This window comes from Nocardiopsis synnemataformans (assembly GCF_965343085.1).
In the GTDB taxonomy this organism is placed as follows: Bacteria; Actinomycetota; Actinomycetes; order Streptosporangiales; family Streptosporangiaceae; genus Nocardiopsis; species Nocardiopsis alborubida.
In genome coordinates, this window is record NZ_CBDRFA010000036.1 from 61,299 (window position 1) to 74,511 (window position 13,213).

At 62.4% G+C, this 13,213-nt stretch carries 13 protein-coding genes; 6 read left to right on the top strand and 7 right to left on the bottom strand.

The features are described 5' to 3' along the window. The first annotated feature begins 20 nt into the window (after window positions 1-20). From ACSIH6_RS21100 to hemC, 3 genes are all read left to right on the top strand, one after another. Window positions 21-941: a phosphotransferase family protein gene (locus ACSIH6_RS21100; protein WP_435110029.1), complete on the top strand. Its 921-nt coding sequence runs from the start codon at window positions 21-23 to the stop codon at window positions 939-941. Then, a complete protein-coding gene (locus ACSIH6_RS21105; RefSeq protein WP_435110030.1) occupies window positions 938-1,414 on the top strand; it encodes an NUDIX hydrolase in 477 nt (158 codons plus the stop codon). The genes ACSIH6_RS21100 and ACSIH6_RS21105 overlap by 4 nt, the downstream gene beginning before the upstream one ends. Window positions 1,415-1,522: 108 nt before the next feature. Then, the gene (hemC, locus tag ACSIH6_RS21110) at window positions 1,523-2,470 is read left to right on the top strand and encodes a hydroxymethylbilane synthase (protein ID WP_435110031.1); all 948 of its coding nucleotides are present in this window, start codon (window positions 1,523-1,525) and stop codon (window positions 2,468-2,470) included. A 148-nt stretch (window positions 2,471-2,618) separates the two neighbouring features. Here hemC and ACSIH6_RS21115 read toward each other — a convergent pair whose 3' ends face one another. The 3 genes from ACSIH6_RS21115 to ACSIH6_RS21125 form a co-directional block, all read right to left on the bottom strand. Further along, entirely contained in the window at window positions 2,619-3,158 is a 540-nt protein-coding gene (locus ACSIH6_RS21115) for a hypothetical protein (RefSeq protein ID WP_435110032.1), read from the bottom strand. Between the two features lie 370 nt (window positions 3,159-3,528). After that, window positions 3,529-3,903 (bottom strand): hypothetical protein, encoded by a 375-nt coding sequence (locus ACSIH6_RS21120; RefSeq protein WP_435110033.1) that lies wholly within the window; start codon window positions 3,901-3,903, stop codon window positions 3,529-3,531. 286 nt (window positions 3,904-4,189) lie between these two features. Further along, complete coding sequence (locus tag ACSIH6_RS21125; protein ID WP_435110034.1) at window positions 4,190-4,822, bottom strand: hypothetical protein; 633 nt, start codon at window positions 4,820-4,822, stop codon at window positions 4,190-4,192. Window positions 4,823-5,705: 883 nt separating this feature from the next. Between ACSIH6_RS21125 and ACSIH6_RS21130 the strand changes: the two genes are divergently transcribed. The 3 genes from ACSIH6_RS21130 (at window position 5,706) to ACSIH6_RS21140 (ending at window position 7,105) form a co-directional block, all read left to right on the top strand. Beyond that, on the top strand, window positions 5,706-5,879 hold the full coding sequence (locus ACSIH6_RS21130) for a hypothetical protein (RefSeq protein ID WP_435110035.1): 174 nt from the start codon (window positions 5,706-5,708) through the stop codon (window positions 5,877-5,879). A 186-nt stretch (window positions 5,880-6,065) separates the two neighbouring features. Beyond that, window positions 6,066-6,317, top strand: a complete 252-nt coding sequence (locus ACSIH6_RS21135) for a hypothetical protein (protein ID WP_435110036.1) — start codon at window positions 6,066-6,068, stop codon at window positions 6,315-6,317. Beyond that, window positions 6,314-7,105: an ATP-binding protein gene (locus ACSIH6_RS21140; protein ID WP_435110037.1), complete on the top strand. Its 792-nt coding sequence runs from the start codon at window positions 6,314-6,316 to the stop codon at window positions 7,103-7,105. Before ACSIH6_RS21135 ends, ACSIH6_RS21140 begins: the two co-directional genes overlap by 4 nt. A 78-nt stretch (window positions 7,106-7,183) precedes the next feature. Here ACSIH6_RS21140 and ACSIH6_RS21145 read toward each other — a convergent pair whose 3' ends face one another. The 4 genes from ACSIH6_RS21145 to ACSIH6_RS21160 form a co-directional block, all read right to left on the bottom strand. Further along, window positions 7,184-10,114, bottom strand: coding sequence for a hypothetical protein (locus ACSIH6_RS21145; protein WP_435110038.1), 2,931 nt, complete (start codon window positions 10,112-10,114; stop codon window positions 7,184-7,186). A gap of 685 nt (window positions 10,115-10,799) precedes the next feature. Beyond that, window positions 10,800-11,642 carry a helix-turn-helix domain-containing protein gene (locus tag ACSIH6_RS21150; protein WP_435110039.1) on the bottom strand — a complete coding sequence of 281 codons (843 nt, stop codon included), beginning with the start codon at window positions 11,640-11,642 and terminating at the stop codon, window positions 10,800-10,802. A 290-nt stretch (window positions 11,643-11,932) separates the two neighbouring features. Then, window positions 11,933-12,118 (bottom strand): hypothetical protein, encoded by a 186-nt coding sequence (locus ACSIH6_RS21155; RefSeq protein ID WP_435110040.1) that lies wholly within the window; start codon window positions 12,116-12,118, stop codon window positions 11,933-11,935. A gap of 22 nt (window positions 12,119-12,140) precedes the next feature. Next, entirely contained in the window at window positions 12,141-12,722 is a 582-nt protein-coding gene (locus ACSIH6_RS21160; protein ID WP_435110041.1) for a hypothetical protein, read from the bottom strand. Between the last annotated feature and the right edge of the window lie 491 nt (window positions 12,723-13,213).

Below are 13,213 nucleotides of genomic sequence, written 5' to 3' on the forward strand. Positions count from 1 at the left end.
TTCGTTGGAATCAGCTCCCTTTGCGCCTGCGTATCGCCGTCCAGGACGCGCTCGGAGCGCCTGTGGTCACTGACCAACCCCAGGCGGGCGGGTACTCGCCCGGTATGGCCTCGCGCCTGGACCTGGCCGACGGGCGCACGGTGTTCGCCAAAGCCGTCTCCGCTGAGCAGAACCCGGACTCTCCCGGCCTGTACCGGCGCGAGATAGCCGCCATGCGTACCCTGCCCTCGGCCGCTCCGGCGCCCCGCCTGTTGTGGGAATACGACGATGGCCACTGGGTGGTGCTCGTCCTGGAATGGGTCCAGGGCCGCCACCCCCATCAGCCATGGGCCTCTCACGACTTGGACCAGGTCCTGAAAGCGCTGACAAACCTCGCCGACGCCTTAACCCCCTCGCCGGTGGAGGCGATGACGGTGGTCGACGACCTGGCACCGCTGTTCGGTCGCTGGCGCAGCCTGACCGCCCACCCCGAGCAAGCCGCAGGTCTCGATTCGTGGTTACGCCAGAACCTGGACCTGCTCGCCGAGGTGGAGAGCGGCTGGGCCGAGGCCGTCGAGGGCACCACGCTGCTGCACACCGACCTGCGCGCCGACAACCTGCTCATCACCGACCAGGGGGTGGTGGTTGTGGATTGGGCCTACACCGTCGTCGGCGCCCCCTGGGTGGATCTGGCGTTAATGTTGCCCTCCCTCTTAGCGTCCACCCCGGACCTGGACCCGCAGCAGGTATGGAATGCCTTCCCGCCTGCGGCTCAGGCTCCCGACCAGGGAGTGAACGCGCTCCTAGCAGCACAGGCGGGGACACTGCTCACCGACGCTATGAAGCCACCACCCCCAGGGATCAACGGTCTGCGTGAGCACCAGCACGCCAAGGGCCAAGCCGCACTGAACTGGTTGCGTGTGCGCCTCAACCAGTCCCCGACTCCAGAAAGGCACTCGTGACCACCCCAACTTCTATCTCCCTACCTTCCGGGTCGCAGGAGCGGTTTCGCAGCATCGTGGACGTCCACGTCATCCTGCGCCGCGATGACGGGCGTGTGCTGTTGCTGGAGCGCGGTGCCGGCCGGTACGGGGCAGGACAACTCCACCTTCCCAGCGGTCACCTCGAAAAGAGCGAATCCCTTGACCAGGGCGCCGCACGCGAGGCATGGGAGGAGACAGGGGTACACATCGACCCCGTCCACCTGGACATGGTCGCTCTCATCCATCACCGCCAGGATGCTGACCACACCCGTATCGGCGTCTTCTTCGCCAGTGAGCAATGGTCGGGTCAGCCCCACAACCGCGAACCCGACAAGTGCGCCGAACTCTACTGGGCTGATCCCACCGACCTACCGGCAAGCACCATCGACTACCCGGCCGCCGGCATCCGCGCCTGGGCCACTCAAACCCGATACACCGCACACGGATGGTGACCACATCACCGGTGGCGGGAAGACCGCGCAAAGTCCAGACACACACTTACAGCGCCCCCTAACCTGCTGCTGGACCACAGCACATCCCACGGGGACGAGGACACAGCAATGACACAGACCGTACGGGTGGGCTCACGCGGCAGCCACCTGGCCAAAACCATGGTCGGCGAACTCCTTGACCAACTACGCACCGCCCACCCCGACGTGGTCTGGACCCGCCACACCATCCTGACCACTGGCGATATGGACCGCACCACCAGCCTGGCTGAGCTGTCCGCTTCCGGCGCCGGCGTGTTCGCCTCCCAGGTCGAAGCAGCCCTGCTGGCCGGGGAGATCGACGTGGCTGTCCACTCTCTCAAGGACCTGCCCACCACCCCCACCCCCGGCACGGTGCTGGCGGCGGTGCCCGCGCGCCACGACGTGCGCGACGCCCTATGTGGCGCCACCCTCGACACTCTGCATGAGGGCGCTCGGGTGGGCACCAGCGCGCCGCGCCGTATTGGTCAACTCCGCCACGCCCGCCCCGACGTGCGCCCCACACCCATCCGTGGAAACGTACCCCCGCGCCTGCGCCAGATGCGCACCAAGGGCTGGGCAGGGCTGCTCCTGGCCGCTGCGGGGCTACACAGATTGGGCTTGTCGGACCAGATCACCCAGCTCCTAGACCCCTGGGAGTGGCCGCCCTCACCCGCCCAAGGGACGCTCGGGGTGCAGATCCGCACCGGGGCCGAAAACTCCTGGCTCCAGGAGTTGCTGTCGGTCGTGCACGATGCGAGCACCGACGCCGCAGTGCGCGCCGAGCGTGCCCTGCTGGCCGCCTTGGACGGTGGTTGTTACGTACCAATCGGCGCGACAGCGATCCCCGAGGGCCTCACGCTGCGCTTGATGGGCCAGGTCACCTCTAGCGACGGCAGCCGGGCCGTGCGAGTCGAAAAGATCGGCTCTGTGCAAGATCCCGAAGTCCTAGGGGTCCAGGTCGCTGACGCGTTGCGCGAGCAAGGTGCAAGCCCCCTGCTCGAAGAGCTGCGTACTGCGGCCCCTCCACAGCGCCTCTGACCCACCCAAGCCCGCGGACTGCACACCCTGGTGTCGCAGGGGCACCAGCAGATTACAGAGGACCGAGAGAGCCCGCCCTACGACCTTCCGGGCAGTCGGGTCTCAGCACGCGCCGACATACGCTACTTCCAGCCCCGAAATCACTGCGTTACCATTGACCGGCGCGCCGAGGCGTAATACGGCTGCACAGCGTTTCAATATACCAATCGTCGTCGCTCACCATCTGCCATAGGGACAGGTTGAGGCGCTGCTCATATTCGCCAGGCAGAGGACGAGGCCAGCGAACGAACAGGCGGTTGCCAATGAATCCAGACTCTTCAGGACGTTCAATGCGCCACCGCAGTCGGCCTGTAGTTTGGCCGGGTGCCAAGCCCTTAAACATGATCGAGTTGGGCATGCCGCCGGGCCAAGGTCGATCTCCGGGGGCACCACCGATGCGGCCGGACCGGATGCGGCGTAGATTATGGGCAGCATCTATGCCGGTGGCGGTGCGCTGGTCGGGTATTAGCAGACCCTTGTCGTGGTCGTAGCGCCACCCTTCAGGGACAGGTACCTCGCGTGAGCCTTGGAAACCGATAATCTGGCCGTTGCGAGTGCGTGGTTGGGCATGAGGGTCGAGATTGAGCTGTTCGCGCCACTGTGCGAGCTGGATTCGGCGAAGTCGCTGATCTTTTTGCAGGGCGGCCATGTGACGGTGGGTCTCCTGCACGTCCGTGACCCAGTAGGTAGTCAGATCTTCATCTCGTTCGGGGCGAGTAAGCATCAGGACTTCCAAATTCGAGGGCGTCGGGCGCGAAAGTGTAATCTCGCACGGATTTTTTCGGTCGGGGACAGGCGCGCCCAGACAAGGCGGGGGAGGTGGCAGTCGAAGCGGTGCCACTTTGTCTCCTCCTCGGCCCACCGGTCCCCGATCCGCCGCAGGCGGCTGTCGTGCTCGGCAAGGGAGAGCCAGCCCGCGCGCTCACCCACGGCCAGACGTTCGCGGGCCTGCCGGTACCGGGTGTCGTGGGGTAGGGGTTCCCGGTCAGGAATCTGGGGAGTGCCGTCCGGGTTCTGCATCAGGGCCTCCATTCGATGGTCAGGGCGGGGTGGTGGGGGAAGCACTCGGCGAGGGTAGCGTCGGCCCGGGCGGAGGCCAGGCGGCGGCCCACCATGACGATGCCGTCGAACTCAGCGACGCGCAGGTGCCAGCGGCCGTCCTCGCCGGTCCAGGCGTTGAGCACCTCCCACGCCTGCTGGTGAACCTGGTCGGTCTCGCCGTTGAGCACGAGCACGTCTCCCTCGACCAGGTCCCCGAAGTGAGTCGGGGTGGTGCGCACCGCATGAGCCGGACCCACCGGGCGAATGGGCTCGCCGACCAGGGCAGGCCCGGAGTCGGCGGGCGGGCGGTCCTCGTTCAGGGCGTCGGCGGTAATGGCGTCGTCGGTCTGCACGGCGGTTCTCCTTACGGAAAGGGGTGGAGTGGGGGTGCGGGCGAGCACCCCCACCGGGGGAGGATCGAGACAGTTCCCGATAACTTTGTGACTTTGAGCATCACAGGGAGCAAAAAGGGGAGAGGAACCTTGCTTTTTAGAGAGAGGGATTTATTCCTTTTTGTTTTTTGTTTGTTTTGTTTGTTTTTTGTTTGTTTTGCAAAATGAAGGCTCACCTGTACGATGTAGATCTTTACAACACGCGATCTACTCTTGCGCCCAGCGCCGTTGAAGAGCTAGCAGCGAACTAGTCTTGACTCCTTGACCTGTGGTCAACCCTGCGCTTCATGGCCTCGGGCATGTCCGCGTCCTGAGCCAACGAGTGGGCCTGAGTCTCGTTGGAAAGATAGATCACCACCTGGGCGATCAGCTCCCGAGCCGCGTCGGTATAGCCGCCTGTGGCCAGGATGTCCGTGCCTCCGTTGACCTGTTTGAGAGACTCGTTGAGTAGGTAGCTGCGCACGGAGCGCTCCAGTCGCGATTCCAGCTTGTACCACGGCTCTCGCTTGCTTGTGGGGTACTTGATCCCGTTGTCGACGCATAGCAGGCAGAAGGCGAGTGTGACTAGGTAATCGGCCAGATAGCGCTCCTTCATGCGCTGCTCGCTCTCCGCCAAGTCCTGGGCGAGCCGGCCAGCGTCGTAGGGCATCTGCGGAACCTGGAGACCGGCCTCGCGGCCCAGACGCTGGGCCTCCTGCCAACCGTGCTCGGTGAGCCATTCCAACGCTCGCGTGCCCTCGCCTTCGACCATGGTGTAGCCGAACGTCAGGCCCTGCTCGATGAGCCCTTCCACGGGCTGAGGGACCTGGCCGAGTGGGTGAGTGGCCGCAGCGAGCAGAGCGGCGACCTGCGGCTTACTGTAAGCGGTGTTGTGCTTCATAAGAACTTTCCCTCTCGTGTGGATTCGTCGCTATATCTGAGGCGCGGAAGCGTAATGTGGTTGTGGTTCGCGGCGTTCTAGGTAAGCTTAAATATCAGCGGAGGACAGATGTTAGTCTCTGCTATGGAGTGGTGATAACGGAGGTAAATTTCCTTGTTCCGTTCGTCAGTGCTGAGAACGTTTGTCGATCTGTTCGGGGGACACCCTCGATCACGGCCAGGCCGTATTGATGATTTTTAATAACACCCGGGCACCCTCGGCGAGGGCATGTAACCGCTAGTCACCGCGGAGGGAAGACCATGCCACCGCGCTCCAAGGCTGACCTGTACGCGGCGATCCGGCGTGATGTGCGGTCGGGAGCCCCGCAAGAAGTCCCTGCCTCGCGCCACCCAGCTGGACCCTTACACTCCCTTCTCGATGAGACTCTGCGCCAGGACCTGGATGCGCCCCACAATCAGCGCCATACCACCAGGAGAATCTTTGACCGCCTCATCAACGAACATGACGCCACCGATCTGCCCTACGGCATCGTCCGCCACTACATAACCCAGCACCGCGACCAGATCCGCTTCGAGGCAGGGAGAGGGCCGGCAACCGAGGTGTTCGTCCCTCAGACCCACCCGTTCCGAAGCCAAAACAGAGGTTGATTTCGGCGACGTGACTCCCCGCCTAGGCGGGGAGCAGGTGGTCTGCTTCCTGTTCAGCTTCCGCCTGTTCTACTCAAGCAAGGCCTTGCACCGCCTCTTCACCTCCGGAGGCCAGGAGGCGTTCTTCGAGGGCCACGTCCATGCTCTGAGTGTGCTGGGCTGGTGCCCCTCGGCAAGGTCCGCTACGACAACCTCAAGCCGCGGTCGCTCAGGTCCTGAGGTTCTTCCGCGCCCGGGTGGAGACCGAGAGGTGGACGGCGTTCCGGTCCCACTACGGCATCGCGAGCTTCTACTGCCGCCTCGGCTTCCAGGGCGTCCACGACAAGGGCCAGGTGGAAGGGAACGTGGGCTGGTTCCGCCGCGACCACTTCGTCCCAGTCCCCGGGCCCAACGCCCTGGGCGAGCAGTAGACATCGCCGACGGGCCCGCACTGGACGGTCGATGAGCACTTCGCTTCCCGACCGAGCCATTCAGAACAGGCCCGAGCCGCAGGCAGGTTCATCCCGGCCCACGATGCGTGGTGGGCGGCCTGCAAAGCACATGAAGATACCGAGGGCACCCGGGCCCTGATCGAGGTGATACTGCTGAGCCGCCACATGACCCACGAGCATGTGGTGGCCGGGATCGCGGCCGCGCTGCGGGCCGGTGTCCTGACCGCTGGCGCGGTGGCGTTGGAGGCCCGCAACGCCGCCGATTCAGGGCCGTCACTGGTGACATCGCTGACCCGGCGGCGTCTGATGCAGACGCCGCCCGCTACCAGGCCACTGCCCTCGGTCGCCGCCTACGTCCAGCCTCTGCCCAGCCGCACGGGTGGGGATGGCGCGGTGAACAAGGGAGAGATGCGATGACCACCAGGCCTCCTGGGACTGACCGAGCAGGCCGCAGAAACTGCGGTGGACTCGGCCTGCCGCATGCAGAGGTTGCCGGCCATCCGGGCGAAGTCCCCGATCTGGCCGAGAACGCCGTCCGCGAGCAGATGACCTACACCGGCTTCCTCCCCGAGTGCGACGACCGGGCCCGCCGCTGTTCCGAGCGGCGGATCAAGGCCGTCTCGTTCCTGCGGGACTTCGACTTCGAGGCCAACCACAGCATCGGCCCCGCCACCGTTCACACGCTGGCCTCCTGCAAGCGGGTCAAGAAGGGCCAGCCGCTCTGTCTGATCGGTGACTCGGGCACCGGCAAGGCGCACTTGCTCATCACGTTGGGCACCGAGGTCGCGATGGCCGGGTTCCGAGTGCAGTACACGTTGGCGACCAAGCTCGTCAACGAGCTGGTCAAGGCCGCTGACTCCAAGCAGTTGTCCAAGACCATCGCCCGCTACGGGCAGGTGAACCTGCTCTGTGTCGACGAGCTCGGATACATGGAGCTGGACCGGCGGGGAGCATCGCCTCCAACAAGCCCTTCGGCAGGTGGACCCGGACATTCACCGATCCGCGGCTCTGCTCGGCGATTGTGGACCGGCTCACCTTCTGCGGCACTGTCATCGAAACTGGCACGGACTCCTACCGGCTCGCTCGGACACGCGCGTCCGTGGAGCGGACCGGCTGACACCGCGGTTCTAGGCTCAGGGCGGGATCACTCCCGCCCTGCGGTGTTCCCCGAACCCATCAACATTTCCGGGGGCGCGGGGCTCTGAACGTTTCCCCGACTCAACGAGAAGCGTTCCCCCCACAACACCGACGTAGCCAATGAACCGAGAACCGGGCTACTGGGTTCAGTTCGACTCGGCGGATCCGTTACGTTTCCAATTATTGTCGAAGGAGGCTGCCAGCATCTCGACGTACCTGTCCAAGTCCAGGCATGCCAACAGGGCACGAAGGCGTGCCTCGGGCATGCACACTAGATCGCCGTTCTCGATCAAAACGCTCCATGCGGGATCCAGACCCGGTACCTTACGCACGGCCACGTCTTGGTCCACAGGCAGCAGCCTCCGGTCGTACTGATAAGCCTCGAGTCTGGTACGTGCGAAACCCTTGGCTCGCAGAATCTGGAGCGCGATCGGCTCCGTGACAGTTGGTGCCTGCTTGCTGCGTTCGCGCTTGAGGCGCGAAGCCTCCGTGATCTTCCACGCCCCGGCCATGCGCAGCGAGCAGGCACCTGGCTCGCCCGTGCGGACCACAAATACTCGGTTGCAGTGTTGAAGCGGACGCGGATTTTTGATCTCTCGCCCGTCTCCAGACAGCGGAGCAAGCGGGTCGGCAGCGAATGGGAAGGTGAGCTTGCCAGTAGATGCCGCCACCAGGTGCTGAAACAGCCTTACGGCCCGCACCGGATCGTTCAGGGAGCAGGCTTGGAGCATCAACTGGAGCCCCACCCTACGATCCAGCGGCTCCTCCAGTGTCAATGGTCTATCCCGCCAGGCAGGCGTGTAGCCGCCAGCTACGTAGCGCAGGTAGCGTGCCAGAGCCCAATCGAGCACCGCCGGATGGGCTAACCGTTTGGTGGGTAGAGGCTCCTCGTGACAGGCTAGTGACGAACCAGCGGCGGCAATAATTGGTGCCTTCCACAGTGGTACATCACTGTTGTCAGGGAAAGCCAACTCCAGACGGTTGTTGGGGTCCTTGCTCACCACTATCAGCGGCTCGGTCTCAATGTCCACACCGATAGCTTTGACTTCGCGCTCGAGCACCTTATTGTTAGCCGTTGCACCCAGCGTCGAATACAGTCCGTCGGTGTTCGTGGAGACGATGCGAGCACCGGACAAAGCCTGAGCCTGACCGATTCTCCAGCAGAAGAGTTGCCCAATGATGCGCATCGAGACGATCCGGTTGTTGATTGGAATCGACGTGGAGAACTGGGCATCTCCCACGCCTGAGGCGGCGTTGAGAATCAATTTGGTCCCCTCACGCAAGACTTTGAGGCGCTCGCGCTCAGCCTCGTGGAGTCGGGAATCCTTGAGCCTCTTACCGTAGAGTTCCTTGGCTGCGTAGAGCTTGGCATAGCGATCGACCCCGAGGTTGGGGTTGTCGAACGCACCCATATTGCGTAGCAACAACGGGTAGTAGCTCTTGAAGTCCTGGCGGATCACTTTGCCCGACGAAGTGTAGACGTAGCGGGCCTTGAGTTTGGTTGAACCATCTGACCGATGCTCGAACAGATCGGGGGCCTTCTGAAGGAGTCTGCTGCTGTGAACAGGCGAGGATTCGTCTTGCTCGTACCAGCCATGCTCGTCTTGCTCGAACAGTGGCAGGTTCAGCTCGGCCCCATGGAGCCCGCCGGTGGAGAAGGTGGCATAGCACGAGCTTGGCGTCCCGTCCGCGTGAAAGTAAGGCAGATTGTTTGGCCGTTTAGGAATGTCCTTGATCTCGTGCGGCGGATGCCTAAACAGCCCCCAAGTTTCGTCATAGAGGGCCGAACGGTTGAAGTTCTTACCCTCGATCGACTTGTAGTAGGCGTAAACCTGGTCGAATTGGGCGCGGGCGCTCGCGCTATGGATATTGTCATAAAAGAAGCGTCTGGCCTCTTCCAGCACGTTCACTTGCTTGATGCCCGTAGTTCGGGCGATCTGCTCTGACGGATAGAGGTAACTGACACCTTCTATATCCTTAAGAGGCTCGTACGGAGCAAGGATTCGTCCTACAAACTTGGCCGATGATGAGTCCGGCGCCAAGCGGTCTTTACGCACGCGTTCAGGGGCAATGTCAGGCTGATATGAGCTACTCCGCCGCTCGTAAATGGTCTCGGGATACTCATCAAGCAAGCTCTTCTTCAGATCAAAACCTGATGAGTAGGCCGGGTGCTCAAAGAGCTGGGATAGCCCCACTACATCCGAGACGTTGTAGGACAACAACTGGTAGAGCTCGTCAATGCCGGCAATGCTGGCTTTGGGTGCGCCGAGCGTTTCGCTTGCTGAAATCTGACGCCCCAGCCCGCCGAGGAGGCGCTTGAGACCGATTGTTTGTTGGCTCTCATTGAACCGAGCCACGTCTAGGTGGCGGCCGGAGGAGATCATCGCCTGGCGGATACGATACGGTACCGATCCCCGACCTTTTCCCTTTGCAACGGGTCCCTCCACGAGAAATCTAGGCATGTAGCCTTGCCACGACTCCTGAAATAGCACGTCGTTCCACTCTCGAAGCTGGAGAGGTTTAGGCGGAAGGAAACCGTAATCTAACGGATACCGCTGTTGGGTGGCATGGCCTACGTGAGAGAACGCCTCCATTAGGTATAAAGCCAGCATAACAGTGTCATAGTTAGCTGAGTTGTAACCTGCCAGGTACGGGTGCTTATGGAATGGGTCGTAGTCGTTATCGGTATCACACACCGGGCGAAACCGGCCAGTGTAGGTGGAAAAGGAGGCTTGGTCGTTTACGTTGTTGGCGTCGGAGAGTCCCATAACTTTGGCCAGCATACGGTTGGCGGCCCATAAGGAAAGGTCGTGGAAGATGACCCTGGGGTATTCTGCCTCGACCAGTAGCGCCGGGTTGGCAGCCCTAATAGCTTGGCTTGCACTGCCATCATCAAACGGAGTGGGGCCGGGCTCGGCTCCTATAGATAATTCAGGATCGATGAGGAAGAAGACCCGGAGGAGGCCCAACCGCGGCGTGTAGACACATAGAGTAAAAGCGTTGCTCAGCGACTCGATAGAGTAGAATGAGAACAGCGCGTTTTTACTGGTTACCGGCGTTTTAGACGCACTCATCATCGGTTTCTCTTCTCTGGTTGCCTTTCGGGGCTATGATCGTTGCTAGCCTGGGGTCCCAACGCCGAGTTTAGGACTTATCCAGGCCAAGTGCCAGCAGAGAGGATGTCGATTTCGAGGTAGTGTTCCTGTCCGTTGATCCATTGCGTGTCCGGATTTAGTTTGTGGAGCCAGGCCAAGCGCCTGAAGTCGGCCAGCGTCATACTGATTTGGCGTGCCTGGCCGTATAAGCGTGGACGGTTGCCGCGCTTCCAGAGCTGCCGAGCTAACAGCTCGCGCTGGTCGGCTGGGTGGGAGAGGGCACCGTACAAGTCGCTGACGGCCACAGCAATCCCTGGGGGCATCCATGTTCCTGCCGCCAGGGTCGCTACAGGTACAGCCCGGGTAGACCGTGAGAGCGGCACGGGCAGATCGGATTCGGCCGCGGGTGCTACGCCGAGCCCTTCCGGCGCTGGATTAGGCGTGGGCGCCGTCGACGGCCGGTGCCTAGGCCGCACGTTTTTCATTCTTCGGTTGACCGTACACGCGTATCCCCTTTCTATAACGCGTGCTTTCACCGATCCGCATAACCCTGCTGAGTGGAGCGAGAGGACAGGTACCGGATTCACTCCCGGTGCGCGCCCTGCTCGGCACACAACAAGGGTTCCGGGCCGCTCATATTAGGGTGTTTTACCCGCTCGGGGCATCGTCACTGGTCTTCCAATTCCCTTGCCACCCGGGCCACCAGTTGAGCCGACTCATCGGGCGCAAAAGCTATTCCAGTAAGTTCTCCCCACACGTCAATGTATCCATCTGTGATTTCCCTATCAGTGGCCGAGTGGCTGGTATACCTTGTTTTAGTATATGCCATCCGGCCACGGTTAGGTAGATCGAATATGAGGAAACCGCCATCAAGCCCGGGGTGGGCCAGCGCGGTTGTCGGCACAACGTAGATCATTACCTTAGGCCGTCGAGCAACAGCCTGGATATGTTCTAGTTGTTCTACCAAAATCGTTCGGCTTCCCACAGCACGCCGGAGCACATGTTCTTCCAAGACGAACTGAACACGAGGTCCACCTACACCCCCTTCAAGGATATTTTGCCTCTTTATACGGTGCTGCACTTGGAGCTCGGATTCTTCAGGGAAATCCCGTAGAGTGCTGTACAAGTTTACCGCGCGTGCGTATCTTTCTGTTTGCAAGAGTTCCGGCATGAGATAGGGGGCGTACTCTCGAATCTGTCGAGCCCGAACTTCTTCTTGAGCTACGATGTCGAACCGGTGGTGCTTTTCAGCAGTAGCCTCCACCCACAGGTTGCGAAATCGCTCGGGGTCACCGCCCAGTGCTTTCACGAGGCAATCAACAACCGTCCAGCGTGGAACACTGCGACCATGGAAGATATCGTTAATCGTGGTGTGGCTCACTACGCGACCCGTCAGATCAGCAATCTTACGCAGTGATGGGTTTCCTGCTTGTGAGCGAAGTCTGTTGAGCTCGGAAACCAGGGTTGCCTGTCCCCCAGGTGGAGTGTTTGGCTTCTCATGGTGTGCCATGTGCCCCTCAGATTTTTGTGTTGTAAGTAGCCATTCGCGCTTAATTTTACACGTTATCGAACACACCTGGGACCTTGTTTGCCCAGCACATCAGTGCTGACCTGTGGTGTCGTCAGCGCGGTGCCAGCTCGTTCCGCTGTTTCGCCCGCTCTCACGAGGAACGTGGAGATGTTTCGAATTGCGGTCGCGATGGGATTCCACCCGCTCAGCAGGGAGCGGCTCGCCGGTGGTCATCGTGTCTCTTCCGGTGGCGTTGGTGGGGGGCGGGTTTCCTGCTTGCCCCCAGGCGCTTACAGATACGGGGTGATCTCGGTGCGCAGCAGCCGCTTCCAGTGCTGGCGAGCAGCGTGCTTGCAGGTGTGCCTCTGCTTTTTGATCCAGCGGCGGGCACGGCGCTGGGAGGTGGGATCGATCTCCTGGCACCGGCAATCCAGGTGGCCGGGACGCCGGGTCGCGGCGAGCATGGGGGCGTGCATGAGGTCCTTTCCGCAGGTGTGTTCAGCGGGTGATGATGGTGGGCGGCGGGAATCCGCAGTAGATGGCCCAGGCGTGGGCGGCGTCGCGTTCGGTGGGGTACCTGCCTACCATGGTGCTCCTCGGACTGGTCAGGGTGTAGCCGTTGCTGTGCATCACCTCGAAGTGCGCGTCGATGTCTCCGATCAGCTCGGGGTGTCCCGTGATGTGTGCGGTGTACCGGCCGACCTCACCGAGCACCGGAGAGCGGACGAGTTCGACCGTGGGCGCCTCGCCAGGGTCTGGCTTCGGGGCGGTGGCCTTGAGACCGGCGAGCGTGAGCCGGGTGATGGTGAATTCGGCTTTCTCCAGCCGCTGCGCCACGTCGATGCGGGCCTGTGTCCACTGCTCCCGAGCTGCTCCGGGACGCGGCTGGTCGTAGTACTGCGTTCGGCCGGTGTCGATAGCGACCGCGATGTTGACCCGTCCGTGCTCGTGGTCGTGGAGCACTTCGGCACTGTGGCCGGGGGAAGGCATGGTGAGCCAGTTCGGGAGAGGGTGGAGTGCTTCCTGTGCGGCACGGATGTACCACTCGGGTGCGCCTTCGTAGTACGGGGAGGGGGACATGGATGGTCTCCTGGTGTGCCGTGTGGTGTGGTGGGGCGGGTTTCCTGCCCGCCCCACCGGGTGTTACAGGTAGTCGGCGGCATTGTCGGGGTGGATGCCGCCGAGGTCGCAGCCCTGGTTGAAGAGGTCCCGAGCTTCGGCCTGGTCCTCGATGGCTTCCATGTCGAAGGTGGGGGAGAGCCCTGCGGTTCTTCGCCCGGATCGTGCCCTTCTCTCACTCCCGTATCTTGCGCTTGTGCAAGCGCCTGAGCACCCGCACGTAGGAGCATTCGCAGAGGTCATGTCAGCGACGGCGGACGCGCCCCAGCCCCGGAATGCGGCATGGTGACCCTCGGTCAAGCGGCGATGGCGTCTAGGCCCGGTGAGAACATCAGCCGCAGTACCTGTCGGCATTCCAGGACGCATGCCCGGCCCGGATCGGCTCCGCAGTCCCAGCAGGGCGTGGCGAGCACTGCGGCGCTCTGGCCAAGACCGAACGCGCGCGAGCTCTA

Bases quoted from the DNA above. Each gene is read 5' to 3' on its own strand.
- ACSIH6_RS21135 (WP_435110036.1), top strand. From the start codon at position 6,066: ATGACCCACGAGCATGTGGTGGCCGGGATCGCGGCCGCGCTGCGGGCC.
- ACSIH6_RS21125 (WP_435110034.1), bottom strand. From the start codon at position 4,822: ATGAAGCACAACACCGCTTACAGTAAGCCGCAGGTCGCCGCTCTGCTC.
- ACSIH6_RS21145 (WP_435110038.1), bottom strand. From the start codon at position 10,114: ATGATGAGTGCGTCTAAAACGCCGGTAACCAGTAAAAACGCGCTGTTC.
- ACSIH6_RS21140 (WP_435110037.1), top strand. From the start codon at position 6,314: ATGACCACCAGGCCTCCTGGGACTGACCGAGCAGGCCGCAGAAACTGC.
- hemC (WP_435110031.1), top strand. From the start codon at position 1,523: ATGACACAGACCGTACGGGTGGGCTCACGCGGCAGCCACCTGGCCAAA.
- ACSIH6_RS21115 (WP_435110032.1), bottom strand. From the start codon at position 3,158: ATGGCCGCCCTGCAAAAAGATCAGCGACTTCGCCGAATCCAGCTCGCA.
- ACSIH6_RS21150 (WP_435110039.1), bottom strand. From the start codon at position 11,642: ATGGCACACCATGAGAAGCCAAACACTCCACCTGGGGGACAGGCAACC.
- ACSIH6_RS21155 (WP_435110040.1), bottom strand. From the start codon at position 12,118: ATGCACGCCCCCATGCTCGCCGCGACCCGGCGTCCCGGCCACCTGGAT.
- ACSIH6_RS21160 (WP_435110041.1), bottom strand. From the start codon at position 12,722: ATGTCCCCCTCCCCGTACTACGAAGGCGCACCCGAGTGGTACATCCGT.